Below are 24,596 nucleotides of genomic sequence, written 5' to 3' on the forward strand. Positions count from 1 at the left end.
CATGACTAAGCACACTTCCTCGGGCAAGCACACCGCACCGGAGACCGGGAGCGATGCCGACGGGCTGCGCGCCAACCTGCGCGACGCGGGCCAGGCCCTGCTTGCCGCCGGTTCCTCGCTCGGCTCGCTGCTGAGCAAGCAGGCGGGCAAGTACGCTGAAGACCTGCCGGGCAAGCTCAAGGCAGCCACCGCGAGTGCGCGCGAGCGCCTGGATAGCGCCGCCGATGAGAGCGAGGTGCGCGCGGCGGCCTCCAATTTTGTGGCCGAGGCGGAGAAGCAGTTCCAGGCCTTCCAGAAGCGCGACCTGGAGTTCTCCGACGAGGTTATGTCCACCCTGCGCAGCACGGTGGAGGACGCGCGCAGCACGTTTAACAGCAAGATTGATGAGCTGCGCGCCAAGGACACTGACGGCGTGCTCGAGGACGTCCGCCAGCGCCTGGAGGATCTCTTCGGGCGCGTGCAGGAGCAGTTTGCTGGCAAGGAGGAGACGCCGGATATCATCGAGGGCGAAATCGTTGCCGAGGATGGAAAGTAACACATGCCCATTCCCTTTGATCTGAGCACTGTCGGCCTTGTTGCGTCGATCCCGAGCATGGTGAGCGCCGCGTTGTTCCTGATGGTGGGAATCGCCGGCTTCGTCGGCCTCTACTTCGCGGCCACCACCCGCCCGGACGCCTTCGACGCCGCGGACCGGCAGTCCAAGGGCGCCTGGTGCGCGATCCTGGCCATGTCCGGCCTGGTGTGCCTGCTCAGCTTCCCGTTCGTGATGTGGTTCGGTGCCGTCGCGATCGGCATCTACTGGTTTGATGTCAAGCCACAGATCGACGGCATCCTCAACGGCAACTACGGCTACTAGCCCCCTTACGCGCCAATGGATGACACCGAGTGGCTGGCCACCCGCCGCGGCACCTTCGTCGCCGGTGAGCCCTTCCACCTGCCTGCAGACCCGGGCACGGCCGGGCTGGTCGTCGAGCCGACCCAGATCCCGCAGGCAGTGCGCACCGGTCTGAAGGTCATTGCCGTGGTGGGTTGGCCCACGGGCCGTCACCACAGCGTGATCAAGGCCGCCGAAGCGCGTCTCGCCGCAGAGTCAGGTGCGGACGCGCTGTGGCTCGCCTTAGACCCCGATGCCGCGCCAGACGCCATGCTTGCCGACGCCATCGCGGTCCACCAATCCCTCACCGTTGAAGTCGGCATCGTCTGCCCCGGCACGCCCGATCCGGCTGCGGTGCGCGTCGCCGAGCAGCTCGGCGCGTCGTGCCTGGCGGTGCCCGCGTCCGCCCCTCTGCCGGCAACCACCCTGGGCATCTGCGTCTATGACGCCGAGCCGGGCCAGGAGGCCGCGATCGAGTGGCTGGAGGCGGGCGCGGCCCGCGTGTTCGCTAGGCCAGCTTAAGCCCGCCTAGATCTACCTAGGCCCCGAAGTTCTGGCCCTGCATCTGCTGCAGGTCGTTGAAGTTCACGTTCTCGCCAGCCATGGTCACGCGCACCCCGCCGGGGACAACGGTGAAGTCCTCAATGCGTAGCTGGCCAGCACCCTGGTCCTCCATGCCCTGCTGCATCGCGTCGCTCAGCGAACCCGCGACCTCGTCCGGCAGGTCAAAGCCGAAAAGTTTGGTGCCGGTGGCCTCGAAGCGCATCTGTCCGGCCTCGGTGATCGGTTTGAGGTCCAGGCTAGCCGCCCCGCCGCTGAACGCGATGTGGATGGTGCCAGCCTCGGGGTCGGTGTTCACATCGGAGACGGTGATGATGCCGCTGAGGAAGGAGTCCTCGCCCATCTGCTCGCGCAACTGCTGGTTGAGGATGGCGCGGATCAAGTCGTTGGTCAGCTCGGTGTCCAGGCGCAGCGAGTCGGCGATGGGCTCGCCGGAGCCGTAGCGCATGTTGTCCATCAGCACGTGCGAGGCGGGCTCGCCGTAGATCTCGTCGCCGTTGACCACCAGGGTCGACGGCGTTTCGATCTCGATGTGCGGCAGCTTGCCGGAGGCGAGCCCGAAGATCACCGGCTGCGGGCCAAAAGACACCTTGGGCTCAGCAGGCTCGGCGGCCTCACCGGACTCAGCGGCAGACTCCGCGCCCGCCGAGTACTCGGAGGTGATCTGGTTGGCCATGAACATGCGGATCCCGCCCTCGGCGATGAGCAGGAGGACGAGCAGCACGGCAAGGATGCCGACGATGACTTTCCACGCAGTTTTCATGCGGCCTAGTGTACGGCAGGGGCCACCGCCGACCAGTCCACGGTGAGCACGTTGTCGCGCAAGGGCCGGCGCACCGGCTGGATGGGCCAGCCTGAAGCGATGAGCTCCTTGCGGGCTTCGCGCCAGCGGACGCGGGGTCCGTAGGGCTCGAAGGCGGCGGCGTGGGCGTAGGCGGCGTCGGCGTCGGCAAGCAGCGCGTGGATGCGCTCGCCCGGCACATTGCGGTGGATGAGCACCTTGGGCAGGCGCTCGGCGACATCGCCTGGGGTGGTCACGTCGAAGGGGTCCCAGGCGAGGGTGAGGGAGCGCGGGCCGGAGGCGTCGAGAAGCACCCAGGTGGCGCGGCGGCCGAGCTCATCGCAGGTGCCCTCGATAAACATGCCGCCGGGTGCGAGCCGCTCACAGACGGTGCGCCAGGCCTCACCGACCTCAGCGACGTCGTACTGGCGCAGCACGTTGAAAGCGCGCACGAGGTGCGGCCGGTAGCCGGCGAGCTCGAAGCCGCCAAGCTCGAAGCGCACCCCGTCGCGCGGCGGCAGCACCCTATCGGGGTGGATCTCCAGCCCCACGACCTCGGTGGACGGGGTGATGCGGCGTAGCCAGCGCGCCCACTCGACGGTGGTGGTGTGCGAGGCGCCGTAGCCCACGTCGAGCGCGAGCGGGGACGGTGCGCTCCGCAACAGGGAGCGGATCGCCGGGTTGTAAAAGGCCCAGCGATCGCAACGGCGCAGGCGGTTATACCCGGTCGTGCCGCGGGTGATCACCCCGTACGGCCTGCCGGGACCGGCCTGCGCCCGAAGGTTGTGGTGGTGCGGGGAGATTTACAGGTTCTCCGCAATCCACTGCTCGGTGAGCTTGGCCTCGTTCTCCACGATCTCCTCGAGCGCCTCGGCCACCTTCGGCTCGAGCGCAGCGCCCATGAACGGGATGTCCACCTTCGCCTCGTTGTCGTAGGCCAGGGTGGTGGTCTCGCCCTCGCCGGTCATGGTGATCTCGCCGGAGAAGTCGACCGGGGTGCCCTTCACATCACCGGTGAAGGTGTGGGTGGCGGTGTTGCCGTCCAGCTTGCCGACGTTGACCACGCGCTTGAGCTTGAGGTCCTGGCTGATCATTGCCTGCGCGGCCTCGGGAAGGATGGACTTCGGCAGCACCTCAAACAGGGTGGCGGTCTCACCGGTGAACTCGTGCAGCTGGCCCGGCTCCGGGGAGAGCTTCTCCGCGATGAACTCCCAGTACGCCTGGGTCGAGTAGGCTTCGGCGACCTTCTCGGCCGGCTGGTTGATGGTTACGGTGGTTTCACTACGTGCAGTCATGATGAACAGACTACCGTTGGTGGGGTGTCTGATTCATCTTTCGCCTCCCTGACCACGCTCCGCGTCGGCGGCACCCCCGCTGACCTGATCCGTTGCACACACGCCGAGGAGCTCGCCGCCACCGTCGCGCGCCTCGATGCGGCGGGCACCCCACTGCTGGTGGTGGGCGGCGGCTCGAACTTGCTCGTGGCGGAGGGGCAGTTGGACATCGTTGCGGTTGTCGCGGCGAACGCGGGCATCTCGCTTCTCGACGCCGCCTCGTCCACCACCCACGCCACCCTCCGCATCGGCGCGGGCACCGTTTGGGACGACGTGGTGGCCTACGCGGTCGAGCACGGCCTGGCCGGCATCGAGGCCCTATCCGGCATCCCGGGCTCGGCGGGTGCGACCCCGGTGCAGAACGTGGGGGCGTACGGCGCGGAGATCGCCGACGTACTCACGCGCGTGCGCCTGTACAACCGCGAGACGAAGCAGGACGAGTGGGTGCCCGCCAGCTCCCTGGATTTGGCGTACCGCTACTCCAACCTGAAGTTCACCAACCGTGCCGTGGTGCTTGAGCTGGAGATCGAGCTGGAGCGCCGCGAGCTCTCCGCCCCGCTGCGCCACTTGGGTGGCGAACGCGTCCCGCTTGCCGAGGCGCGCGCCTCGGTGCTTCAAACCCGCAGGCAGAAGGGGATGGTGCTGGACCCGGAAGACCACGACACCTGGTCGGCCGGTTCCTTTTTCACCAACCCCGTCGTGGATACGGCGCTGGCGGACCGAATCGAACGCGAGGTAGGCGAGGAGGGCATGCCGCGTTTTGCCCAGCCCGACGGGAGGGAGAAGCTATCGGCGGCCTGGCTCATCGAACGCGCAGGCTTCCCGCGCGGCTTCCCAGGCGAGGACGCGCCGGCGCGGCTGTCCACAAAGCACACGCTCGCCCTGACCAATCGTGGTGGGGCGAGCGCGGATGATATTGCGGACTTGGCGCGGCGGGTGCAGCGTGGCGTCGAGAAGCGCTTCGGCGTAGCCCTCGTGCCTGAGCCCGTGTGGGTGGGCCTTTAGCCCAGCATGCGCAGCAGGTCCTCGCGGACCTCGCGGCGGCGGATCTTGCCCATCTGGTCGCGGGCCAGCTCCTCGAAGTGGTAGAAGGTGCGCGGCACCTTGTAGCGGGTGAGGTTCTCGCGCGCGTGCTCCTTGAGTCCCTCCGGGTCGAGCGCTGCGCCGTCGCGGAGTACCACGCAGGCGACGACGTCCTCCGAGCCGTCTTCGCGGGGGCGGCCCACCACGGCGACGTCGACCACGTCGCGGTGCTTGCGCATGACCTCTTCTACCTCGGCGGGGTAGACGTTGAACCCGCCGGTGATGATGAGCTCCTTGATGCGAGAAACCAGCTTGATAAAGCCGTCCTCCTCCATCACGCCCATGTCGCCGGTGCGGAACCAACCGTCGTGGAAGGCGCGCTCGGTGGCCTCCGGGTTGTTGAAGTAGCCGCCGAAGACCTGCGGGCCCTTCGCCAGGATCTCGCCCTCCTCGCCGTAGGGCATGTCCTCGTCCAGGTTCTTCTCGTTAACGATGCGGATCTGGGTGTCCGGGAAGGGGATGCCGATGTAGCCGGGGCGGCGGTCCGCGGTGCGCGGGTTGCCCACGATGATCGGCGAGGTCTCGGTCAGCCCGTAGCCCTCCACCAGGTGGCCGCTGGTAATGGCCTCCCACTCCTCGATGACCTCGGCGGGCAGGGAGGAAGCGCCGGAGAAGCCGACCTTCACCTTGGACATGTCCACGTTCTGCTCGCGCGCGGTCTTCACGATGCGCTCGAACACGGTGGGTACGCCCGGAATGAAGCTCGGCGGTCGCTTCTTCAGCGCGCTCATGATCAGGTCCATCTTCGGCGCGGGGAGTAGGACGAGCTCGCTGCCCACCAACATCATGAGTGTGAGCGAGAAGGTCAGGCCGTAGGCATGGAAGAAGGGCAGGGTAGCGAGCATGCGCTGGCCCGGCTCCTGCAGCTCCTTGACCCAAGCGCGGCCCTGCACTGTGTTGGCGTGCAGGTTGGCGTGGGTGAGCACCGCGCCCTTCGGCGCGCCGGTCGTGCCGGAGGTGTAGAGCACCACGGCGGGCGAGTCGGGGGTGAGCGTTGCCGGGATTTCCAGGTCTGTGCCCTCGCCGCCGATGGCGGAGCCGGTGAGCGCCTCGAAAGGCACCGTGTTGGTGCAGGGGCCGGTGAGCTGGGCGCGCGCCTCGCGGAGCTTCGGGATGGGGATGCGCAGTGCGAGGCGCTGCAAACGCGGCATCGCGCGGGTCATGTCCACGCTGACGACCGTTTCAAGTGAGGTGTCCGCGCGCAGCTTCTCCAGCGTGTCTGCGGTTTTATCCCACACGATGGCGATGCGTGCCCCGTGGTCGGCGAACTGCGGGCGCAGCTCGTTGGCCGTGTAGAGCGGGTTGTGCTCCACCACCACGCCGCCGAGCAGCTGGACGGCGTAGAAGGCGACGATGTGCTGCGGGCAGTTTGGCAGCATGATGGCCACGCGGTCGCCCTCGCGCACGCCGAAGGCTTTGAGTCCTGCAGCGGCGCGGCGCACATCGCGGTCCAGGTCGGCGAAGGTGAGCGTGCGGCCGAAGAAGGTCGCCGCCGGCTTGTGGGCGTTCTTCTCCAGGTTCTGCTGGTACATCTCCGGCAGAGTGGTGGTGCCGTACTCCAGGGAGTGGGCGGTCCACTCCGGGTAGTACTGCAGCCAGGGCTTCTCTGTGTTCGGATCGGGGGTTGCGCCAGTGTTGGATGGTTGCACTGTGGAAGACATGCCACACACCTTACGCTCCCGTAGCTTTCGGGGTGTGGCGCGCTTAGCTGTCGGCGTTCAGCATGCCCATGAGCGTCTCCTGCACTTCTCGACGCCGCACCTTCCCCGTCTGGTCGCGATTGAGCTCTTCGAAGTGGTAGAAGGTGCGCGGCACCTTGTAGCGGGTGAGCCTTTCGCGCGCGTAGGCCTTCATGCCGTCCGGGTCCAGCGCCGCACCGTCGCGAAGCGTCACGCACGCCACCACATCCTCCGAGCCGTCTTCGCGCGGGCGGCCGACCACCGCGATGTCGGTGATGTCCGGGTGCTCGCGCATGACCTGCTCCACCTCGTCCGGGTAGACGTTGAAGCCGCCGGTGATGATGATCTCCTTGATGCGGGCGACCAGCTTGATCCACCCGTCTTCCTCCATGACGGCCATGTCGCCGGTGCGGAACCAGCCGTCGTGGAAGGCGCGCTCGGTGGCCTCCGGCTTGTTCAAGTAGCCGCCGAAGACCTGCGGGCCGCGGGCGAGGAGCTCGCCGGGCTCGCCGGGAGGCATCGTCTCCGCCGGGTTATCCGGGTTAGCAATGCGGATCTCGGTGTTGGGGAAGGGCAGGCCGATGTAGCCGGGCCTGCGGGAGCCGTCCAGCGGGTTGCCGGCCAGGATGGGTGAGGTCTCGGTGAGTCCGTAACCCTCGATCAGGCGGCCGCCGGTGGCCTGTTCCCAACGCTCAATGGTGGGTGCGGGCAGGGTTGCCGCGCCGGAGATGGAGGTGTGGATGGAGGAGAGGTCCGCGTTCGACTCCAGCGCCCAATCGATGATGCGGTCGTAGAGCGTGGGCACGCCGGGCAGGACGGTGGGGCGAGTCTTGGTGATGGCGGGCTGGTAGAGCTCCGGCTTCGGCGCGGGCACGAGCACCATCTGCCCGCCGCAGGTCAGCGGCAGACCGTAGTTAAGCGCAAAGCCGTAGATGTGGAACAGCGGCAGGACAGCGAGGACCTTTTCCTCCACCGCGCCCCAGTTCTCCAGCCAGGAGAGACCGGCCGTGAGCACGGAGACGATGTTGCGGTGGGTCAGCGGCACGCCCTTGGGCTCGCCGGTGGTGCCGGAGGTGTAGATCATGATCGCGGTGTCTTCCGGCTCCACCTGTGGGGTGGGTACCGCCTGCTGCGGGGTGGCAACCAGGCTGGAAAAGCTGATCGTGCCGGGCGCGGGTGTGCTGAGCTCCTTGCGCTTGGACTTGATCGGGCCGATCGGGATGGACAGCACCGCCTTGGTGGTCCAGGGCATTTCCTCGATCATGTTGACCGAGATGACCGTCTCTAGCGGGGTCCGTTCGGTCAGAGCGGTGAAGGTCGCCGCTTGTCGGTCAAAGACGATGGCGACCTTTGCCCCGTGGTCCAGGAACTGACTCCGCAGCTCGTAGGAGGTGTAGAGCGGGTTGTGCTCCACCACGATCGCACCCAGGCGGAGGATCGCGGTGACGGCAATGATGTGCTGCGGGCAGTTCGGCAGGGCGACGGCGACGCGGTCGCCGGCGCGCACCCCGAGGCCGTAGAGCTGCGAAGCGAAGCGAGAGACCTTGGTGTTGAGCTCCTCGTAGGTGAGCGTTTTGCCCATGAACCAGGTGGCTGGATTCTTCGGCGTGGTGGCCATGACCCGGTTGAACATGCTGACCAGCGTGTCGCTCCCGATCTTGGGGTTCGGGTCGGTCCATGCCGCGTATTGCTGGATCCAGGGCCTGGCGGTCTCGTGCGCTCCCATACGTCGTATCTCCTTAGTTGTTGGTAACTAACAGGGTGCGAGTATAACCTACGGAACAGTAGGTTCGGGGGATTCTGGGAAATTTATTCGCTCCCATTGCACGCCCCGCGGCCCTGCCTTAGGCTTGGTGCCCAACGACACACGAGGGGAATTTTGGGGGGAAATTTCATGACCACGTATGCTGAGCTAGCTGGACGCAATGCTCACAGCGATAACACCGTCGAGCTCGCTCCGCCGCCCGCACTCGACCACTCCAACCTGGTCGACCCGGTCAAAGCGCCGCCGAAAGCGGGCTGGCGCAAGCTCGTCCACGCGGCCAGCCGGGGCAGGATCAACCCGGGCGGGTCGCGCAAAGAGCTCGAGTACGAGCGGCTGATCGCAGGCATCCGCGCCCCGCTGCGCGGCGACTACCGCATCGCGGTGATGAGCCTGAAGGGCGGGGTGGGCAAAACCACCACCACGGTGGCGCTCGGCGGCGTGTTCGCCGAGACCCGCGGCGACCGAGTTATCGCTATCGATGCCAACCCGGACTTGGGCACCCTGGCGCAGCGCGCCGCAGCGATCAGCCCGGCCACCATCCGCGACCTGCTCGCCGCGCCAGATACCTCGCGCTACCCGCAGGTGCGCGCCTTTACCAACCAGGCCACGTCCCGGCTCGAGGTCATCGGCTCCGAGCGTGACCCGGCGGTCTCCGAGGCCTTCTCGGAGCTGGACTATCGCCGCTCCATCGACATCCTGCAGCACCACTACAACGTGATCCTCACCGACTGCGGCACCGGCCTGATGCACTCCGCTATGGCGGGCGTGCTCGACCTGGCCAACGCGCTCGTGCTGGTCACCTCGCCCGCGCTCGACGGGGCGCAGTCCGCCTCGGCGACCCTGGACTGGCTCAACCTGCACGGCTACGACCAGCTGGCTGCGAACTCCACCGTGGTCATCTCCGCGGCCGCGCCGGGCAGGCCCACCATCGACACAGCGAAGCTTTCCGCGCACTTCGCCTCCCGCGCCCGGGCGGTCCACACCATCCCGTATGACCGGCACCTGGCCGAGGGGGCGGTGGTGGACCTCGACCGGCTCGCCACCGAGACCAAGCGCGCCTACCAGCACCTTGCCGCCGATATGGCCAGCGATTTCGGTGCCTGGCACAAGCACGCCGCCCACTAAGTACGCTTGTGCCTTATGGGCCAACTACGCGTCGCGATGATTTCAATGCACACCTCGCCTTTGGAGCAGCCAGGCGTGGGCGACGCCGGCGGCATGAACGTCTACACCTTCAACGTGGCCAAGGGCCTGGCCCGGCAGGGCGTGTGCGTCGACGTGTACACGCGCGCCACCCGCCCCAGCCAGGGCGAGGTGGTCGAGGTATGTGAAGGCCTGCGGGTGATCAACATCGTGGCTGGCCCCTACGAGGGCTTAAGCAAAGAGGAATTGCCCACCCAGCTCGCCGCATTCGCCGGCGGGGTAGTGCAGTTTACGCGCGCCCACGGCCTGGACTACGACCTGATCCATTCCCACTACTGGCTTTCCGGGCAGGTCGGCTGGCTGCTCGCGGACCTGGCTGGGATTCCGCTCGTGCACACCGGGCACACCTGGGCCGCGGTCAAAAACGCGGCGTCGAGTGGCGAGATGGAGGCTGAGGCCAGGCGCATCTGCGAGCAGCAGTTGGTGGATAACGCCGATTGCCTGGTGGTGAACACGGAAGACGAGATCGATCAGCTGGCGCGCCACTACGACGTGGACCCCTGCAGGATCCGCGTGGTCACCCCGGGTGCCGACACGGAGCTGTTTACTCCGGGCACGAACCGCAACACGGAGCTTGCCCGCCGCCAGCTGGGCATCCCGCTGCACGCCAAGGTCGTCGCGTTTGTGGGCCGGTTGCAGGATTTCAAGGGCCCGCAGGTGCTCATCCGGGCGCTCGGCGAGCTACACCGCACACACCCGGAGCTGCCGCTGCGCGCGGTGATCTGCGGCGGGGCGTCGGGAAGCGGTGCCAGCGTCGAGCGCTACGTGCAGCTTGCGCGGGAGGAGGGGGTCGCGCACCTCGTGCGCTTCCTTGGCCCGCGGCCACCCGAGGAGCTGGTGGCGGTCTACCAGGCGGCGGATGTGGTCGCCGTGCCGAGTTACAACGAGTCCTTCGGCCTGGTCGCGGTCGAGGCCCAGGCCACGGGTACGCCGGTCGTCGCCGCGCGCGTGGGCGGGCTCCCGCTCGCCGTCGCGGACGGGTCCACCGGCCAGCTGGTGGATGGGCATGAGCCTGGCGCGTGGGCCGAGGCGCTAGGGGCTTTGCTTAGCGACGACGCGCTGCGGATCTCCATGGGCGAAGCCGCCGTCGCCCACGCCGCCACCTTCAGCTGGCAGGAAAGCGCAAAGACGCTGGTGGGCGTGTATAAGGAGACGATCGCCGACTTCGCGCCGGGCGCGGGCGAGCGCCGCGCCATCGGCGGCTAGTTCGAGCTGCCCATGCCCGCGAGGTTGCTGATCGCGTAGTTGGTGCCGGTGGCGGAAAGCTGAGCGGCGTGGTGGTTGGCGGCAAAGGCCGCGGTGTCCGCCAGCTTCTGGGCCTCATCGATGGTGCGGACCTTGCCGGCGCGATCGGCGACGATGGCGGCGTCGGTCTGCGCGGCGTCGATAGCCTTGTTCCAGGCCTCCTCGGGCGTGTACAGCTGCAGGTCCGGGTTTTCCTGCTTGACGGTGTCGGTGATTCGCTGTTGCTCGGTGTTCAGCGGGGTGAAGTTGGCGTGCGGGGCGGTGGAGTCCTCGAGCTTGAACTCCTTGTTGACCTGGCCGTCGGGCACGCCGTAGGCGGTCTCGATGATGCGGTCGGCGGGCTGCGCCTTGCCCAGGGGGCCGAGCCCCATGGAGGTCACGCCCACGACGGCACCGTCGTTGGGGTCGTAGTTGATGCCGCCGGAATCGCCGAAGCCGTAGTACAGGCCCCAGCTGTAGACGCCGTTGCGGCTGCGCCCGATCTGGGTGCCGCAGCTGCGGCCCGTGGTGGCACCGTCCTTGCAGATCGGCTCGCCGAAGTTGTCGGTGCTGAAGGTGTTGTGCGGCAGGGTCGGCCGGTCGCGGATGCTGCGCAGGCGCACCGGCGCGCCGTGGGTACGGCCGCCCGCATCGCGGGACTGGGAGAGACTGGTGGCCGGCACGCCGTCGTGAAGCTGCACGATGCCCCAGTCGTCGGTGTTGATGGTGTCCCAGAAGAACTCGTGCGGCCAGAAGGTGTTTTCGTAGTCGGTAGGCTTGTGTACCTTCCCGCGCGTGCCGATGGGCACGTACTGGCGGTTGACCGGCACGGTGACCCGCTCGCCCATCTTCGGGCTGTCTTTGTCTGCTGCCAGGCAGTGACCGGCGGTGAGCATGACGCGCTGCCCGCGGATCGTGCCGTTCGGTCCCTGGGAGCAGGCGGCGGCGGAGGCCTCCGGTGGAATGACCACGTTGACACCCCCGCCCGCGGGCAGGTGCTTCGGCGGGTCTTGCGCGAACACGCGGAACGCGCCGCCGGGGGCGACGAGTGCGGGCTCGGCCGCTTGTGCGGAGTTCACGGTGGGGGTGAGTGGGGCGATGAGTGCGGTGGCGAGCACGGCGAGCGTGGCTGCGCGGAAGCGGTGTAACTTCACAGGGTGCCTTTGCTAGTAGACGTCAGCGTAGCGGGTGGTAGATGTGACGATTCTAAAGCATGGGTCCGCGATTCGTGGCATGCTGGGGGTATGAGCAACGGAAAGCTGATTCTTGTCCGTCACGGGCAAAGCGAGTGGAACAAGTCCAACCAGTTCACCGGCTGGGTCGATGTCAACCTGACTGAGCAGGGCGAGAAGGAAGCGGTGAACGCCGGCAAGCTGATGAAGGAGCACAACGTCGAACCGGACGTCGTGTTTACTTCGCTGCTGCGCCGCGCGATCCGTACCGCCAACATTGCGTTGAACGCCGCTGATCGCCACTGGATCCCGGTGCACCGCAACTGGCGTCTGAACGAGCGCCACTACGGCAAGCTGCAGGGCCTGAACAAGGCCGAGATCCGCGATGAGTTCGGCGAGGAAAAGTTCATGACCTGGCGTCGTTCCTACGGCACCCCGCCGCCGGAGATTGACCCGGAAAACGAGTACTCGCAGACGCACGACGTGCGCTACTCCTTCCTGCCGGAGGTGCCGCGCACCGAGTGCCTTAAGGACGTGGTGGCCCGCTTCCTGCCTTACTACATTGACGTGATCCTGCCGGAGGTGCTCGCGGGCAAGAACGTCATGGTCGCCGCGCACGGCAATTCCCTGCGCGCGCTGGTGAAGTACCTGGACAACATCTCTGAGGAAGAGATTGCCGGGCTGAACATCCCCACGGGCATGCCGCTGGTCTACGAGATTGACGCGGAGGGCAAGGTACTCAACCCGGGTGGCACCTACCTGGACCCGGAGGCGGCCGCTGCCGGTGCCGCTGCAGTGGCAAACCAGGGCCAGAAGTAGTTCGCCCACTTTTGCCTGCATGTCCCCACTGATCGCCTTCTTTCTAGGCATTGGCGTCGCAGCGCTCGCCGCACCACTGGTGCAGCGGGCGCTGCGTTGGCGTGAGCGCAACCGCGACTACAGCGACGAGACCAGCGAGGAAACCAGCTCGATTAGCCAGATGTACCACCTGGCCATCCAGGGCTCGCCCACCGGAGTCGCGGTGGTGGAGCGCTCCGGGCGCGTGGCGCTGTCCAACGCGCGTGCGCACGACATGTCGATCGTGCACGACGGGACGGTCAACCCCGAGGTGTGGTCTGTTGCTGAGCAGGTCTTCGAGGACCAGGAGGAGCACCTCTTAAACCTGGACCTGCCGCAGCGCGCCACGGGCAGCCGGATTCGGAACGTGCGCGCGGTGATCAAACCGCTCACGCTCACGCAGAACTCCTATGCGGCGGTGTACGTGACTGATGAGTCGGAGAACGTGCGCATGGAAAACGCGCGCCGCGACTTTGTGGCCAACGTCTCCCACGAGCTAAAAACCCCGGTTGGCGGCATGGCGCTGCTGGCCGAGGCGCTGATGGAAGACCCCTCGGACGTGGAGATGGTCGACTACTTCGGCACCCGCCTGCAAAAAGAGGCGCACCGGATGGGGGAGATGATCACGGATTTGATCTCCCTGTCCAAGCTGCAGGGAGCGGAGCGCCTGCCGGACATGTCACCGGTGCGCATCGACGAGGTCATCGACGACGCGTTAGAGCGCAACCACGTCACCGCCGAGGACCGCGACATTGAGCTCATCCGCGGCGAGCGCACCGGGCTGCACGTGTTGGGGGACCGCTCGCTGTTGACTGCCGCGGTGTCCAACCTGGTTTCCAACGCGATCAACTACTCGCCGGACGGCAAGCCGGTGAGCGTGACCCAGAAGGTCATGCGGGGCACGGTGCTGCACCTGCGGGTGACCGACCGGGGGATCGGGATCGCGCCGGAGGACCAGAAGCGCGTCTTCGAGCGCTTCTACCGGGTGGACAAGGCACGCTCGCGCAGTACCGGGGGCACGGGTTTGGGCTTGGCCATTGTCAAGCACGTCGTGGCCAACCACGGGGGTAACATCAAACTATGGTCCCGTCCCGGCACGGGATCGACGTTCACCATCGAGCTGCCGATCTTTGACCCGGAGCGTGCTGCCGCAAGTGCTGCAAGTGCCGCAGACGCGAGCGTTGGGGCCGCGCAGCATCCGATGCAGAGCTAGGAAGACGTAAGGAACAACAGTGACCACCATTCTCATCGTTGAAGACGAAGAATCTTTGGCTGATCCCTTGGCCTACCTGTTGCAGAAGGAAGGCTTTGACACGCTCGTTGCGCCGGACGGCCCGAGCGCGCTGGAGTCTTTCGCCGCAAACGAGGTGGACCTGGTCCTGCTGGATCTCATGCTGCCGGGGATGAGCGGCACAGAGGTGTGCAAGTCCCTGCGCACTACCTCGATGGTGCCGATCATCATGGTCACGGCCCGCGACACGGAGATCGACAAGGTGGTGGGCCTGGAGCTCGGCGCGGACGATTACGTGACCAAGCCCTATTCCACCCGCGAGCTCATCGCCCGCATCCGCGCGGTGCTGCGCCGCGGCGGCGAGGGGGAGCAGGCACAGCCCGAAGACCAGGAGATCCTGGAGGGCGGCCGCGTGAAGATGGACATCGAGCGGCACACAGTGCTTATCGACGGCACGCCGGTCCCCATGCCTCTCAAAGAGTTCGACCTGCTCGAGTATCTGATGCGCAACGCCGGCCGGGTGCTGACCCGCGGCCAGCTCATCGACCGGATCTGGGGCGCGGACTACGTCGGCGACACGAAGACCTTGGACGTGCACGTCAAGCGCCTGCGCACCAAGATCGAGGAGGAGCCGTCGAAGCCCAAGCAGCTGGTCACCGTGCGCGGCCTGGGCTACAAGTTCGAAGCTTAAACGCTGGTATCCGCTGCGGGGTGGATGGACTTCGCCTCGCGCGGTGCCTTCGCGCGGGCGGCGCAGTGGCGCGCCACGACCTCGTAGGGCTTTTCACCAATCAGCGCGGTGAGCTCGTCCTTCATTGATTGCCACACCGGGGTGGCTGCTCCTTCGCCCTGCGGGGTGTGGCAGCTGGGGGCGCTGGTGCACCACCAGTCGAAGTCTTCGCCGCCCCCGCCCCACTGGCGACGGTCGTACTCGCCAATGGTGGTCCGCAGAATCTCCTCCCCGTCGGAGCGTTCCTCGTAGGCGTCCTCCCGGGAGAAGGGCACCTGCCAGCACACTTCCGGCTTGGAGCCGATGATGTTGCGGCCTTCCGCCATGGCCCACTGGTGCAGGGCGCAGCCCGGCCCGCTGCCTTCCTTCGTCCGGTTGGCAAAGATGCAGGCACCGTTGACCACGCGGGTCTTGATGTGTGGGCCGTCGTCCTCTTCCTCCGTGTCGTCCCACTCCAGCCAGGGCTCGAGCACGGTCGGGTCCGCGTTGGCGATGTAGGAGTCCGTGTCCGCTGGGCGCAGCTGCCAGTACTTTGCGGGCATTTCTGCCACGGCGTTGTAGAGGTCGTCGCGGTCGGTCTCATCGGCGATGTAGGCGCCGTGGATGCAGCAGCCGACGACGGGGAAGCTCTCGTCGATACCCAAGCACTCGGGCGTGCCGAAGCGGCAGGACCAGGTGGATTCCAGCCAGGTCAGGTCCAGGCTGAAGTAGTGGGTGGGGTCGTCCGGGTGGACGAATTCGAACCATTCGCGGGGGAAGTCCGGGGGTGTCTCCCGCCCTGCCAGGATGGATTTTCCGGCGGGGGAGGTGGCGGGAAATCCAAGAAAAACTTCATTGGAGGCTGGTTGATTCACACCTCAACACCGTAGACCCATTACCCTGGTGGTGTGCGATTAGGTGTATTAGACGTTGGCAGCAACACCGTTCACTTGGTGGCGGTGGATGCCCACGCAGGTGGCCGCCCGACCCCGATGAGCGATTGGAAGCAGCCGTTGCGGCTCGTGGAGCAGCTCGATGCGGACGGCAATATTGAGGACAAGGGCGTCGCCAAGCTTATCGACGCCGTGGACGAAGCCCGGGGCTTAGCCGAAAACCTCAAGTGCGACGAGCTGCTCGCCTTCGCCACCTCCGCAGTGCGCTCGGCGACCAACTCCGAGGCCGTGCTGAAGAAGGTGGAGAAGAAGACGGGGGTCAAACTCAAAGTCATCTCCGGCGAGGAGGAGGCCCGCTCCACCTTCCAGGCAGTGCGCCGCTGGTACGGTTGGTCCGCCGGCCGCATCACCAACCTGGACATTGGCGGTGGCTCGCTCGAGCTGTCCACCGGCAGCGAGGAGGTGCCGGACCTTGCCGTCTCCCTGGATCTGGGCGCGGGCCGATTGACCCACGAGTGGTTCGACACGGACCCGCCGGAGCGCAAGAAGATCAATGCGCTGCGCGACTACATCGACGCGGAGCTCGCGGGCCCGGCCGAAAAGTTCCACGCGCTGGGGGAGGTAGGCCTGGCCGTCGGTACGTCGAAGACGTTCCGCTCGCTGGCGCGCCTGACCGGTGCGGCGCCGTCGTCAGCCGGCCCATACGTGCAGCGCACGCTCACCGCGCCTGGCCTGCGCCAGCTGATTGCCTTCATCTCGCGCATGACGGCGGCCGACCGCGCTGAGCTGGAGGGCATCAACGCGGATCGCTCCCACCAGATCGTTGCGGGGGCCCTGGTCGCGGAAGCCGCCATGCGTGCCCTTAATCTTGATAAGTTAGAGATCTGTCCTTGGGCGCTGCGCGAAGGCGTCATTCTGAAGCGGATTGACCAGGGACTCGCCCCAGGAGATGACGAAGGAGACCACGCCTAATGTCTGAGGATCAGCAGCTGACAGTAGCGGAGCTGCTCGCCCGGGCCCAGAAGGATAACCCCGAGGCGGGCAAGCGCCGTCGGCGTCGCCGGAGCTTGGAAGAGGGCGGCGTCTCGGTTGCTGAGCTCACCGGCTCCCTTAAACGCGTGGACGCTCGACCGCCGGAGCCGAAGCACTCGAGCGTGCCGATCGACCCGCCGGAGGAGCAGGCTAAGGAGAAGGCTTCTGGTGCAGCTTCGGCCCCGCGCGAGGTCGAGGTGGAGAAGGTAGAGGTGAAGCGTCCGGAGCAGTCTGCGGCCGCAGACTCCGCCGACGCCAAAAAGTCCGCGGCCGCAGACTCCGCGGCACCCGCTGAGTCCGCTGAATCTTCGGCACCTTCTGCTGACGAGACCGCAGTCCTGCCCAAGGTGGGACCCGGTGTCTCCCGCCCGGTCAAGATCGCGCCGGAAAAGTCCGCGACCGCGGACTCCGCAGACGCCAAAAAGTCCGCCGCCGCAGACTCGGCAGACTCCGCCGCACCCGCTGCACCCAAAAAGTCCGCGGCCGCAGACTCCGCAGACCTGAAAAAGTCTGCCGCCGCAGACTCCGCGGATGACACAGACGACACGATCAACCCGATCATGCTTGTGCTGCTTGTCTTCTTCGGCCTCATCCTCGGCGTGCTGGGCTTCTTGGCGTTCCAGTGGATCTGGGCGAACGCTGCGACTGCCGTGGCTGTCATTGCCGGCATCGTCGCCGTCGTCGCGGTGATCTTCGGCGTGAAGGCGCTGCGCACTGGCAACGACGCGCTGACCGTGACGATGGCGGGCATCGCCGCCGCGGTCATGGCTTTCGGCCCGGCTCTGATCTAGCGGGCGCGATACCCCCCCTTTCACCCTCCGCCGAGCGCGTGCTTGGTCGGAGGGTTTACGCTGTGCTGCATGGAACAGAGCACTACCGGACAACGAGCAGACGTCGAAGAGCAGCCCGAGGTGACGGCGAAGGACGCCGAGCAGCCCGCCGAGCCCGCGTTTCGCGGCCAGATCGCGATTATCGGTGCGGGCAGCATCGGTGAGTCCCTCCTTGCTGGTCTTGTTGCCAGCGGGATCGACCCGAAGCGCATCACGGCGACGAACCGCACGGCGGAGCGCGGCCAGGAGCTGGCCGATCGCTACGGCGTGCAAGTCACGGACGACAACAACGGGGCCGTCTCGGAGGCGGACGTGGTCTTTCTGTGCGTGAAGCCGTATCAGATCCTCGAGCTGCTGGAGGAGGTGAGCACCGACATCGCCGAGGCGGACACTCAGCCGGTGCTGGTGTCGATGGCGGCGGGGATCGCCCTGCACGCGATGGAGGAGGCGGTGTCCTCGGCGGGCGCGCCGATCGTGCGCGTGATGCCGAATACCCCGATGCTGGTGGGCAAGGGTGTGCTCGCAGCCGCCTTCGGCCGCTTTGTCGACGACGAGCAGCGCGCGCAGATCGCGGAGCTGCTGTCTGCCGCGGGCACCTTTGTTGAGGTCGAAGAGCACCAGCTGGATGCTGTCACCGCCCTGTCAGGCTCGGGCCCGGCCTACTTCTTCTTGCTCGCTGAGGCGCTTGTCGACGCCGGCGTGTCCCTCGGCCTTCCCCGCGACCTCGCCGCCGAACTCGCCTCCGCTACCGCCGCGGGCGCGGGCGCGATGCTGGAGGAGACACCGGACCCGGCAGCGCTGCGTGCGGGCGTGTCGTCTCCGGCGGGCACGACCGTTGCGGCGATCCGTGAGCTGGAAGAGTCGGGCTTGCGCGGCGCGCTCTACCGGGCGACGGAGGCCTGTGCGGAACGCTCGGCGGAGATGGGGCGCAAGTAGCGATTGACGGCGCGTAAGCCCCACCTTTCACACGAGTGTGTTGGGGTCGACTGAAAACACTCTGAAAAATTTTGGCACTTGAGTCGCATTCGGCCCTGGTTTCACGATAGGGTGGTTCAAGCACGTGCGTGTTCGTCCCGTGGGAGGGGAAGCCTACAGCGCGACCGTGCTGAAGGGTTAAATATTTCATGGCAAACGAAGATAAAGGTAAGTTTCTGACAGTCGCAGAGGTCGCGGAGATCATGCGTGTTTCGAAGATGACGGTGTACCGCCTGGTGCACTCCGGCGAGCTGCCGGCAGTGCGCGTGGGCCGTTCTTTCCGTGTGAACGAGACCGCGGTCAACGAGTACCTCGAGTCCTCCGTCTACGACGTGGGGTAGAAGCACTGCGCGAAGCGCTACCAACACCTCCGGCGTCGGGTGCCCTAAGAGTCAAGGGTGCGCGGCGCCGGATTTTTGGTGGCGGCACGCTGCGCGGTATGCTGTCAACCACTGAAGTTGGCGCGCGCCCGGCAGAGCGTGCACCTCGTGCTGGCCCGCTAGCCCCGTTTTATGTGGGGATGGTGGTCGCGCTGACTCGCACTGTACGTACACAAGAAACGAGGAAGCCCCATGGGTTCTGTTATTAAGAAGCGCCGCAAGCGCATGTCCAAGAAGAAGCACCGCAAGATGCTCCGCCGCACCCGCGTGCAGCGTCGTAAGCTGGGCAAGTAAGCCTTATGAATTGCACCCGTCCCACTTGTTGGGGCGGGTGTTTTGCTGTCCGCGTGAAAAATTCGACCATTTTTTCACCCGATTTCGCATACCCCCAGGTCATTAAATGGTCATACGTGGAATTTTTCACGCTTTGCCATAAGCCGCACCAAGCCGCCGGCAACAGCAACCACACCAGCCACGCAAGCCCCAAGCGCAACGCGGTTCCGGGCAAGCTTGCGCAGTGGCCGGTACTCGCGGATCGCCCACCCGGCCTCGCGGGCGTGGCGGCGCAGCGCGCGATCCGGGTTGACCGCGACAGGCGAGCCCACCATGCCCAGCATGGGCAGATCGTTGATGCTGTCGGAGTAGGCGGTGCATTTTGCCAGGTCGAGGCGCTGGATGGCGGCGAGCGCGGCCACCGCGTGCCGCTTGCCCGGCCCGTGCAGGATGTCGCCGACGAGTCGGCCGGTAAACACGCCGTCCTCTTCCTCCGCGACGGTACCGAGCGCGCCCGTAAAACCGAGCCGCTCGGCGAGCGCCTGGCCGATCTGCACGGGCGTGGCGGAAACCAGCCATACCTGCTGGCCTGCGGCGATGTGCATGGAGGCGAGATCGATGGTGTCCTGGTAGGCCTTGCTGACCATCTGGCGGTCGACGATCTCACGGCACAGCGACTGCAGCTCGTTGACAGATTTCCCCTTGACCAGGCTCAGCGCGTGCTCGCGCCCAGAGGCGATGTCGTCGTGGCTTTCCGCCCCGCGCAGCCGGAAGCGCAGCTGCTTGATCAGGGCGGGGAAGAGCTCGCCGGCGGTGATGAAGCGACGTTTGGCCAGCCCCTCGGCAAGCAGGATCAGCGAGGAGCCCTGGATGAGCGTGTTGTCCACGTCGAAGAAGGCGGCGGCCTCGGCATCCTGCGGCACGTCCGGGTCGGGCGGGGTGATCTTCGAGGCTCCTGCGGTGGCGAACGCCCCGCCGACGGAGTCGACGCCGAGGGCGAAGTCGTCGATGGTCAGGCCGAAAGTTTCCTCGACGGCGGCGGCTGCGGCTGCTTCGCCGGCGGTGCGCTGCGCTTCGTCGTCAAGCGGGGGCACGGCGAGATCCTCGATGAATCGCCGCAGGTTGCCGTGGGAGACGGACCACGCGGCGAGCAGATCGCCGTGTTCGCTCATGTCCTCACCTTTCGCTGTACCTTTCGCTGTGGGTGTTAGCTTGGAACATCGTACCGCTTGGTAGGCAATCAGTCAGGAGGAAGCGGATGGGCAAGCATGTGGAGCTGATGGTGCGCGAGGGCTGCGGCTCGTGTGTGCGCGTGGCGGAGCAGATTCGCCCGCTGGTGCGCGAGTGCGGCGCGGAGCTTTCGCTTGTCGACGTCGACTCGGACCCCGAGCTCGCCGCCGAGTACGGCGACCGCGTCCCCGTCGTGGTGATCGACGATGAGGAGTTTGCGTGCTGGGAGGTCGACTCGGATGACCTCGTCGCGGAACTGAACTCGTAGCGGGGTATCCTTTAGTTTGATTTTCTTGGCCGCGGAAGGGCTGACTGGAGTGATTGTGTGAGTGTGCTCGTCGTAGGGATGTCGCACCGTTCTGCGCCGGTGGCGCTGTTGGAGCGCCTGAGCATGGACGAGACGGTGCAGCACGATACCGCCGCGTCGCTGGTGAAGCAGCCATCGTTGACCGAGGCGATGATTATTTCCACCTGCAACCGGCTCGAGGTCTACACGGTGTCCACGGCCTTCCACTCAGGTGTGGAGGACGTGCTCGGCGTGCTCGCGGAGGTCTCCGGTGTACCGGAGGCTGAGCTGCGCGGCTACCTGTACGTGCGCTACGCCGACGCAGCCGCGGAGCATATGTTCACCGTGGCCGCGGGCCTGGACTCGATGGTGGTGGGCGAGCAGCAGATCATCGGCCAGGTGCGCGCCTCCTACCTGGATGCGGCGGAGCGTGGCACGGTGGGGCCGACCCTGCACTCGCTGGCGCAGACGGCGCTGCACACGGGCAAGCGTGTCCACTCGGAGACCAGCATTGATGACTCGGGTGCTTCGATGGTCACCTTCGCCCTCGACGAGGCCCGCCGCATCCTTGACATCGAGGACTTTCAAGGCCGCACCGCGCTCGTGCTGGGTGCCGGGGCGATGAGCTCGCTGGCCGCCACGCACCTGGGCAAGCAGGGGATTGACCGGCTGATCATCGCCAACCGCACGCGCTCGCGCGCAGAACGGGTGGCGGAACACGCGCGCGAGGCGGGGGTGGCCGCCGAGGTGGTGGACTTCAACGCCCGCGCAGGCGCGATCAGCCGCGCCGACATCACGGTGTCCGCGACCGCCTCGGACGACTTCACCATCACCCCGGAGGACCTCTCGGGCCCGACGATGCTGGTGGACCTGTCGCTGCCGCGCGATATCGATGACGCGGTGACCGAGCGCGAGGGCGTCCACCTCGTCAACATCGAGTCCCTGCACGCCTCCTTGCGCGATGCGGACAGCGAGGATTCGCGCGCCCTGGTCAAAGCCGAGGCGATCGTGCGCGAGGAGGTGGACGCGTTTAGCTCCGAGCAGCGCGTCCGTGAGGTCGCGCCCGCGGTCACCCGGCTGCGCCGGACCGCCAACGAGGTCCAAGAGCAGGAGCTCGAGCGCCTGCGGGCGCGTCTGCCCGAGCTTTCCGAGGAGGAATTTGGGCAGGTCGCCAGGGCGGTGAAGCGTGTCGTCGATAAGCTTTTGCACACGCCGACAGTGAAGATTAAGGAGCTGGCCGCCACCTCTGAGACGGTCAGTGTGGAGACCGCGATTGAGGAGCTCTTCGGGCTCGGCCGGTCGTCGGTGGCCGTGGACGCGCAGCGTTTGCCGCGACCGGAAGAACTGAACGCGAAGGAGAAATGATGCTGAAGATTGGAACCCGCGGATCCCACCTCGCCACCACGCAGGCAGGGCACGTGCGCGACGCGCTCATTGCAAACGGGGTCGAGGCCGAACTGCACATCGTGACCACCGCGGGCGACGTGAACATGTCCCCGGTGGAGCGCATCGGCGTCGGCGTGTTCACCACGGCGCTGCGCGAAGCGCTCGCTAGCGGCGAGGTGGACATGGCCGTGCACTCCTTCAAGGACCTGCCCACCGCTCCGGATACGCGCCTGCACCTGGTCACCCCGGAGCGCGAGGACCACCGCGATGCGCTCATCGCCCGCGACTGCCTCACCTTCGAGCAGCTGCCGCAGGGGGCAAAGGTGGGCACCTCCGCGCCACGGCGCGTTTCGCAGCTGCGCGCGCTGCGTCCCGACCTGGACATTCGCCCGCTGCGTGGCAACATTGAGACCCGCATGAGCTACGTGGAGCGCGGCGAGTTCGACGCGATCATCCTGGCGTATGCCGGCCTTAGCCGCGGCGGGTACGCGGACCGCGCCACCGAGGTCTTTGACCCGGACACGCTGGTGCCTGCCCCGGCGCAGGGGGCGCTCGCCGTGGAGTGCCGCGCCGACGACGCGGACAACGTGCGCGCGCTCGACGCGCTCATCGACGAGGACGCGACCGCGTGCGCGGCCGCCGAGCGACAGGTGCTCGCCACGCTACAAGCAGGTTGCACCGCGCCGGTTGCGGCGTACGCCACGCGGAAGGAAAACGGAGAGCTGACCCTGCGCGCCGGGGTGTTCGCGCTCGACGGAAAAACCCAGCTCGTTGAGACCGTGACCGGCACCGATGCCGTCGAGGTGGGTGCTCGCGCAGCCGAGGCGCTGCTCGCTCGCGGTGCCCGGGCACTGATGGAATAGTGTCACGAGTTTGGTTTTCAGCGGTCTTCCATCTTAAGGTGTAGTTACCATACGTCGGATAGCCCCGACGCAATTGGGGGCCACACAGCGCACCGGAAGGTGTGTGCGGGTGGCTCCTTGCATGCTGCGCGCTTTTCGCGTGCGCACGTGTGATACGCCGGGGCCACTATTTTTCGCGCCTTAGAAAAGATCGTTCTATGACATTGCCCTCGATTACGCCCCCGCCGGGGAAGGTCATCTTCGTCGGTGCGGGACCGGGCAACCCTGACCTGCTCACCGTGCGGGCTCGCGAGGTGATGGAAAACAATTCTATCGCCCTCGTTGATCCGGAGGTCGCTCAGGGTGCCCGAGACGTCGTCGCTGCCGCTTTGCCTGTGCCGAAGGCGAAGATGGACGCAGCCGACGAAGCTTATGCACGCCTGGTTGCTGAAGCGAAGGAGGCAGGTGCACGTCGTAAGCCGCCGCGCCCCGAGGACCCGACCGCGGCGGAGATCGAGGAGGTCGCGCTGTCCGGGGAGGCGATCGTCGCAAAGCTGCAAGCAGCGCTTGACGAGGCCGCTGCTGCCATCGAGCGCGGCGAGGCCGGCGACGGCGACGTGCTCCGGCTCGTGCGTGGCAACCCGCTCACCCGCGACCAGGTCATGGAGGAGATTTCCGCCGTGGCCGCCGCCGGGCTGGAGTTCCAGGTGGTGCCGGGGATGAGCCTGCCGTCGACGGTACCCTCCTTTGCAGGCATCGCGCTGGGCTCGACGTACACCGAGGCCGACCTGAGCCAAGAGGTGGATTGGGACATGCTCGCCGCCGCGCCCGAGCCGCTGGTGCTGCAGGCGAGGAAGGAGCAGCTGGGTGAGCTCGCCGAGCAGCTGCTCGCGCGCGACATGTCGCCAGCCACGCCGGTGGCCGTGACCACCAACGGCACGACCCGCCTGCAGCGCACCTTCGACGCCACGCTGGAGACAGTGGGCAAGCTGGATGCGGAGCTGCCCGGTTCGCTGGTGGTTACAGTGGGCACCGTGGCTGATGATCGTTCGAAGTACTCCTGGTGGGAAAACCGTCCGCTGTACGGCTGGCGCGTGCTCGTGCCGCGCGCGAAGAGCCAGGCGGGCCCGATGAACGCTCGCCTGAGCTCTTATGGCGCGATCCCGCAGTCGGTGCCGACGATTTCGCTGGAGCCGCCGCGCAACCCGGCGCAGATGGACCGCGCGATCAAGGGCATCGTGGAGGGCCGCTACCAGTGGGTGCTGTTCACCTCCGTCAACGCGGTCGACGCGGTGTGGAAGAAGTTCGAGCAGCTGGGCCTGGACGCCCGCGCCTTTGCCGGGGTGCACCTGGGCGCGGTAGGGCAGAAGACCGCCGACGCGCTGCGCGCACTCGGCATGTTCCCGGAGCTGGTGCCGCACCGCACGAAGCAGAACGCCGCGGGCATGGTGGAGATCTTCCCCGAGTACGTCGAGGACATTGACCCGGTCTCCCGCGTGCTGCTGCCGCGCGCCGACCTTGGCACGGACGTGCTGGTTGACGGCCTGGTGGAGAAGGGCTGGGAGGTCGACGACGTGGTGGCCTACCGCACGGTGCGCGCCGCCCCGCCGGCCCCGGAGACCCGCGACATGATCAAGACCGGCGGCTTCGACGCGGTGTGCTTTACCTCCGCGTCCACGGTGAAGAACCTCGTGGGTATTGCGGGCAAGCCGCACCAGCGCACGATCATCGCCTGCATCGGCCCGTACACGGCCGAGGAGGCCAAGGCGCAGGGCCTACGCGTGGATGTTGTGCCCGAGGTCGCCGATGTGCCCTCGCTTATCGACGCCCTGGCGGACCACGTCGCCTCCCTCCGCGCTGCCGGCCAGCTGCCGCCGCCGCGCAAGAAGCGCCGCATCCGTCGGAAAGCAGAGCCGGCGAAAGCCTCCGGCGAGTAGGAGCGAAAAGGTGCGGGGCCTATGATGGGGGCCATGTCTGACTACGATTTGCCCCGCCGCCCCCGCCGCCTCCGCCAGA

The 24,596-nt window shown here is 66.8% G+C and carries 26 protein-coding genes; 18 read left to right on the plus strand and 8 right to left on the minus strand.

All coding sequences use genetic code 11. From position 1 onward, the window contains the following. Position 1: 1 nt before the first annotated feature. The 3 genes from HMPREF2990_RS10245 to HMPREF2990_RS10255 are packed head-to-tail and all read left to right on the plus strand — an operon-like array spanning position 2 to position 1,396. Complete coding sequence (locus HMPREF2990_RS10245) at positions 2 to 535, plus strand: CGLAU_01105 family protein (protein ID WP_070764527.1); 534 nt, start codon at positions 2 to 4, stop codon at positions 533 to 535. Positions 536 to 592: 57 nt separating this feature from the next. After that, entirely contained in the window at positions 593 to 856 is a 264-nt protein-coding gene (locus HMPREF2990_RS10250) for a DUF2516 family protein (RefSeq protein WP_070764560.1), read from the plus strand. Between the two features lie 15 nt (positions 857 to 871). Then, positions 872 to 1,396: a hypothetical protein gene (locus HMPREF2990_RS10255; RefSeq protein ID WP_070764528.1), complete on the plus strand. Its 525-nt coding sequence runs from the start codon at positions 872 to 874 to the stop codon at positions 1,394 to 1,396. A 16-nt stretch (positions 1,397 to 1,412) separates the two neighbouring features. On the opposite strand, the gene HMPREF2990_RS10260 is transcribed toward HMPREF2990_RS10255, so the two are convergent. Genes HMPREF2990_RS10260 through HMPREF2990_RS10270 form a run of 3 tightly spaced genes read right to left on the minus strand, consistent with a single transcriptional unit; the run spans position 1,413 to position 3,511 of the window. Continuing rightward, positions 1,413 to 2,198: an LmeA family phospholipid-binding protein gene (locus HMPREF2990_RS10260; protein ID WP_070764529.1), complete on the minus strand. Its 786-nt coding sequence runs from the start codon at positions 2,196 to 2,198 to the stop codon at positions 1,413 to 1,415. A gap of 5 nt (positions 2,199 to 2,203) precedes the next feature. Continuing rightward, the gene (locus tag HMPREF2990_RS10265; protein WP_070764530.1) at positions 2,204 to 3,019 is read right to left on the minus strand and encodes a class I SAM-dependent methyltransferase; all 816 of its coding nucleotides are present in this window, start codon (positions 3,017 to 3,019) and stop codon (positions 2,204 to 2,206) included. Next, entirely contained in the window at positions 3,020 to 3,511 is a 492-nt protein-coding gene (locus HMPREF2990_RS10270; RefSeq protein WP_070764531.1) for a DUF2505 domain-containing protein, read from the minus strand. Between HMPREF2990_RS10270 and HMPREF2990_RS10275 the strand changes: the two genes are divergently transcribed. Continuing rightward, a complete protein-coding gene (locus tag HMPREF2990_RS10275; RefSeq protein ID WP_070764561.1) occupies positions 3,473 to 4,555 on the plus strand; it encodes a UDP-N-acetylmuramate dehydrogenase in 1,083 nt (360 codons plus the stop codon). The genes HMPREF2990_RS10270 and HMPREF2990_RS10275 overlap by 39 nt on opposite strands. On the opposite strand, the gene HMPREF2990_RS10280 is transcribed toward HMPREF2990_RS10275, so the two are convergent. After that, positions 4,552 to 6,294: a long-chain-fatty-acid--CoA ligase gene (locus HMPREF2990_RS10280; protein WP_070764532.1), complete on the minus strand. Its 1,743-nt coding sequence runs from the start codon at positions 6,292 to 6,294 to the stop codon at positions 4,552 to 4,554. The two genes, HMPREF2990_RS10275 and HMPREF2990_RS10280, sit on opposite strands and share 4 nt — an antisense overlap. Before the next feature lie 43 nt (positions 6,295 to 6,337). After that, the gene (locus HMPREF2990_RS10285) at positions 6,338 to 8,038 is read right to left on the minus strand and encodes a long-chain-fatty-acid--CoA ligase (protein ID WP_070764533.1); all 1,701 of its coding nucleotides are present in this window, start codon (positions 8,036 to 8,038) and stop codon (positions 6,338 to 6,340) included. A gap of 168 nt (positions 8,039 to 8,206) precedes the next feature. On the opposite strand from HMPREF2990_RS10285, the gene HMPREF2990_RS10290 reads away from it, so the two are divergent. Together HMPREF2990_RS10290 and mshA are read left to right on the plus strand one after the other, a co-directional pair. Continuing rightward, on the plus strand, positions 8,207 to 9,202 hold the full coding sequence (locus HMPREF2990_RS10290) for a MinD/ParA family ATP-binding protein (RefSeq protein WP_070764534.1): 996 nt from the start codon (positions 8,207 to 8,209) through the stop codon (positions 9,200 to 9,202). A 15-nt stretch (positions 9,203 to 9,217) separates the two neighbouring features. Further along, positions 9,218 to 10,486: a D-inositol-3-phosphate glycosyltransferase gene (mshA, locus tag HMPREF2990_RS10295; protein WP_070764535.1), complete on the plus strand. Its 1,269-nt coding sequence runs from the start codon at positions 9,218 to 9,220 to the stop codon at positions 10,484 to 10,486. On the opposite strand, the gene HMPREF2990_RS10300 is transcribed toward mshA, so the two are convergent. Further along, positions 10,483 to 11,658, minus strand: coding sequence for a chymotrypsin family serine protease (locus HMPREF2990_RS10300; RefSeq protein ID WP_070764536.1), 1,176 nt, complete (start codon positions 11,656 to 11,658; stop codon positions 10,483 to 10,485). The two genes, mshA and HMPREF2990_RS10300, sit on opposite strands and share 4 nt — an antisense overlap. Positions 11,659 to 11,748: 90 nt before the next feature. Here HMPREF2990_RS10300 and HMPREF2990_RS10305 point away from each other — a divergent pair, with 90 nt between their 5' ends. Genes HMPREF2990_RS10305 through HMPREF2990_RS10315 form a run of 3 tightly spaced genes read left to right on the plus strand, consistent with a single transcriptional unit; the run spans position 11,749 to position 14,435 of the window. After that, positions 11,749 to 12,495, plus strand: a complete 747-nt coding sequence (locus HMPREF2990_RS10305) for a phosphoglyceromutase (RefSeq protein WP_070764537.1) — start codon at positions 11,749 to 11,751, stop codon at positions 12,493 to 12,495. 19 nt (positions 12,496 to 12,514) lie between these two features. Continuing rightward, positions 12,515 to 13,726 carry a sensor histidine kinase gene (locus HMPREF2990_RS10310; protein ID WP_070764538.1) on the plus strand — a complete coding sequence of 404 codons (1,212 nt, stop codon included), beginning with the start codon at positions 12,515 to 12,517 and terminating at the stop codon, positions 13,724 to 13,726. Positions 13,727 to 13,745: 19 nt separating this feature from the next. Further along, complete coding sequence (locus HMPREF2990_RS10315; RefSeq protein WP_070764539.1) at positions 13,746 to 14,435, plus strand: response regulator transcription factor; 690 nt, start codon at positions 13,746 to 13,748, stop codon at positions 14,433 to 14,435. On the opposite strand, the gene HMPREF2990_RS10320 is transcribed toward HMPREF2990_RS10315, so the two are convergent. Continuing rightward, complete coding sequence (locus tag HMPREF2990_RS10320) at positions 14,432 to 15,328, minus strand: DUF3109 family protein (RefSeq protein WP_070764540.1); 897 nt, start codon at positions 15,326 to 15,328, stop codon at positions 14,432 to 14,434. The two genes, HMPREF2990_RS10315 and HMPREF2990_RS10320, sit on opposite strands and share 4 nt — an antisense overlap. A 33-nt stretch (positions 15,329 to 15,361) precedes the next feature. Between HMPREF2990_RS10320 and HMPREF2990_RS10325 the strand changes: the two genes are divergently transcribed. The 5 genes from HMPREF2990_RS10325 (at position 15,362) to HMPREF2990_RS12540 (ending at position 18,857) form a co-directional block, all read left to right on the plus strand. Continuing rightward, positions 15,362 to 16,318: a Ppx/GppA family phosphatase gene (locus HMPREF2990_RS10325; RefSeq protein WP_070764541.1), complete on the plus strand. Its 957-nt coding sequence runs from the start codon at positions 15,362 to 15,364 to the stop codon at positions 16,316 to 16,318. After that, entirely contained in the window at positions 16,318 to 17,169 is an 852-nt protein-coding gene (locus tag HMPREF2990_RS10330) for a phage holin family protein (RefSeq protein ID WP_070764542.1), read from the plus strand. Before HMPREF2990_RS10325 ends, HMPREF2990_RS10330 begins: the two co-directional genes overlap by 1 nt. Before the next feature lie 69 nt (positions 17,170 to 17,238). Then, positions 17,239 to 18,144, plus strand: coding sequence for a pyrroline-5-carboxylate reductase (gene proC / locus HMPREF2990_RS10335; protein WP_083317139.1), 906 nt, complete (start codon positions 17,239 to 17,241; stop codon positions 18,142 to 18,144). Positions 18,145 to 18,332: 188 nt separating this feature from the next. Next, complete coding sequence (locus tag HMPREF2990_RS10340) at positions 18,333 to 18,524, plus strand: helix-turn-helix domain-containing protein (RefSeq protein ID WP_038588022.1); 192 nt, start codon at positions 18,333 to 18,335, stop codon at positions 18,522 to 18,524. A 231-nt stretch (positions 18,525 to 18,755) separates the two neighbouring features. Then, positions 18,756 to 18,857 carry a 30S ribosomal protein bS22 gene (locus HMPREF2990_RS12540; protein ID WP_003855542.1) on the plus strand — a complete coding sequence of 34 codons (102 nt, stop codon included), beginning with the start codon at positions 18,756 to 18,758 and terminating at the stop codon, positions 18,855 to 18,857. A gap of 110 nt (positions 18,858 to 18,967) precedes the next feature. Here the strand turns inward: HMPREF2990_RS12540 and HMPREF2990_RS10345 are convergent, their stop codons facing one another. After that, positions 18,968 to 20,008, minus strand: coding sequence for an HAD-IB family hydrolase (locus HMPREF2990_RS10345; RefSeq protein ID WP_070764543.1), 1,041 nt, complete (start codon positions 20,006 to 20,008; stop codon positions 18,968 to 18,970). Between the two features lie 86 nt (positions 20,009 to 20,094). Between HMPREF2990_RS10345 and HMPREF2990_RS10350 the strand changes: the two genes are divergently transcribed. From HMPREF2990_RS10350 to HMPREF2990_RS10365, 4 genes are all read left to right on the plus strand, one after another. Beyond that, positions 20,095 to 20,334, plus strand: coding sequence for a glutaredoxin family protein (locus HMPREF2990_RS10350; protein ID WP_070764544.1), 240 nt, complete (start codon positions 20,095 to 20,097; stop codon positions 20,332 to 20,334). 57 nt (positions 20,335 to 20,391) lie between these two features. Next, positions 20,392 to 21,717, plus strand: coding sequence for a glutamyl-tRNA reductase (locus tag HMPREF2990_RS10355; protein WP_083317140.1), 1,326 nt, complete (start codon positions 20,392 to 20,394; stop codon positions 21,715 to 21,717). Continuing rightward, positions 21,717 to 22,601 carry a hydroxymethylbilane synthase gene (hemC, locus tag HMPREF2990_RS10360; protein WP_070764546.1) on the plus strand — a complete coding sequence of 295 codons (885 nt, stop codon included), beginning with the start codon at positions 21,717 to 21,719 and terminating at the stop codon, positions 22,599 to 22,601. The genes HMPREF2990_RS10355 and hemC overlap by 1 nt, the downstream gene beginning before the upstream one ends. A 197-nt stretch (positions 22,602 to 22,798) precedes the next feature. Then, positions 22,799 to 24,517 (plus strand): bifunctional uroporphyrinogen-III C-methyltransferase/uroporphyrinogen-III synthase, encoded by a 1,719-nt coding sequence (locus HMPREF2990_RS10365; protein WP_070764547.1) that lies wholly within the window; start codon positions 22,799 to 22,801, stop codon positions 24,515 to 24,517. Positions 24,518 to 24,596: the final 79 nt, after the last annotated feature.

This window comes from Corynebacterium sp. HMSC071B10, assembly GCF_001814825.1.
Taxonomy (GTDB): Bacteria; Actinomycetota; Actinomycetes; order Mycobacteriales; family Mycobacteriaceae; genus Corynebacterium.

What these genes read in the sequence shown, in the direction of transcription:
- HMPREF2990_RS10245 (WP_070764527.1), top strand. Translation starts at nt 2, where the DNA reads ATGACTAAGCACACTTCCTCGGGCAAGCACACCGCACCGGAGACCGGG.
- HMPREF2990_RS10250 (WP_070764560.1), top strand. Translation starts at nt 593, where the DNA reads ATGGTGAGCGCCGCGTTGTTCCTGATGGTGGGAATCGCCGGCTTCGTC.
- HMPREF2990_RS10255 (WP_070764528.1), top strand. Translation starts at nt 872, where the DNA reads ATGGATGACACCGAGTGGCTGGCCACCCGCCGCGGCACCTTCGTCGCC.
- HMPREF2990_RS10260 (WP_070764529.1), bottom strand. Translation starts at nt 2,198, where the DNA reads ATGAAAACTGCGTGGAAAGTCATCGTCGGCATCCTTGCCGTGCTGCTC.
- HMPREF2990_RS10270 (WP_070764531.1), bottom strand. Translation starts at nt 3,511, where the DNA reads ATGACTGCACGTAGTGAAACCACCGTAACCATCAACCAGCCGGCCGAG.
- HMPREF2990_RS10280 (WP_070764532.1), bottom strand. Translation starts at nt 6,294, where the DNA reads ATGTCTTCCACAGTGCAACCATCCAACACTGGCGCAACCCCCGATCCG.
- HMPREF2990_RS10285 (WP_070764533.1), bottom strand. Translation starts at nt 8,038, where the DNA reads ATGGGAGCGCACGAGACCGCCAGGCCCTGGATCCAGCAATACGCGGCA.
- HMPREF2990_RS10290 (WP_070764534.1), top strand. Translation starts at nt 8,207, where the DNA reads ATGACCACGTATGCTGAGCTAGCTGGACGCAATGCTCACAGCGATAAC.
- mshA (WP_070764535.1), top strand. Translation starts at nt 9,218, where the DNA reads ATGGGCCAACTACGCGTCGCGATGATTTCAATGCACACCTCGCCTTTG.
- HMPREF2990_RS10305 (WP_070764537.1), top strand. Translation starts at nt 11,749, where the DNA reads ATGAGCAACGGAAAGCTGATTCTTGTCCGTCACGGGCAAAGCGAGTGG.
- HMPREF2990_RS10310 (WP_070764538.1), top strand. Translation starts at nt 12,515, where the DNA reads ATGTCCCCACTGATCGCCTTCTTTCTAGGCATTGGCGTCGCAGCGCTC.
- HMPREF2990_RS10330 (WP_070764542.1), top strand. Translation starts at nt 16,318, where the DNA reads ATGTCTGAGGATCAGCAGCTGACAGTAGCGGAGCTGCTCGCCCGGGCC.
- proC (WP_083317139.1), top strand. Translation starts at nt 17,239, where the DNA reads ATGGAACAGAGCACTACCGGACAACGAGCAGACGTCGAAGAGCAGCCC.
- HMPREF2990_RS10340 (WP_038588022.1), top strand. Translation starts at nt 18,333, where the DNA reads ATGGCAAACGAAGATAAAGGTAAGTTTCTGACAGTCGCAGAGGTCGCG.
- HMPREF2990_RS12540 (WP_003855542.1), top strand. Translation starts at nt 18,756, where the DNA reads ATGGGTTCTGTTATTAAGAAGCGCCGCAAGCGCATGTCCAAGAAGAAG.
- HMPREF2990_RS10345 (WP_070764543.1), bottom strand. Translation starts at nt 20,008, where the DNA reads ATGAGCGAACACGGCGATCTGCTCGCCGCGTGGTCCGTCTCCCACGGC.
- HMPREF2990_RS10350 (WP_070764544.1), top strand. Translation starts at nt 20,095, where the DNA reads ATGGGCAAGCATGTGGAGCTGATGGTGCGCGAGGGCTGCGGCTCGTGT.
- hemC (WP_070764546.1), top strand. Translation starts at nt 21,717, where the DNA reads ATGCTGAAGATTGGAACCCGCGGATCCCACCTCGCCACCACGCAGGCA.
- HMPREF2990_RS10365 (WP_070764547.1), top strand. Translation starts at nt 22,799, where the DNA reads ATGACATTGCCCTCGATTACGCCCCCGCCGGGGAAGGTCATCTTCGTC.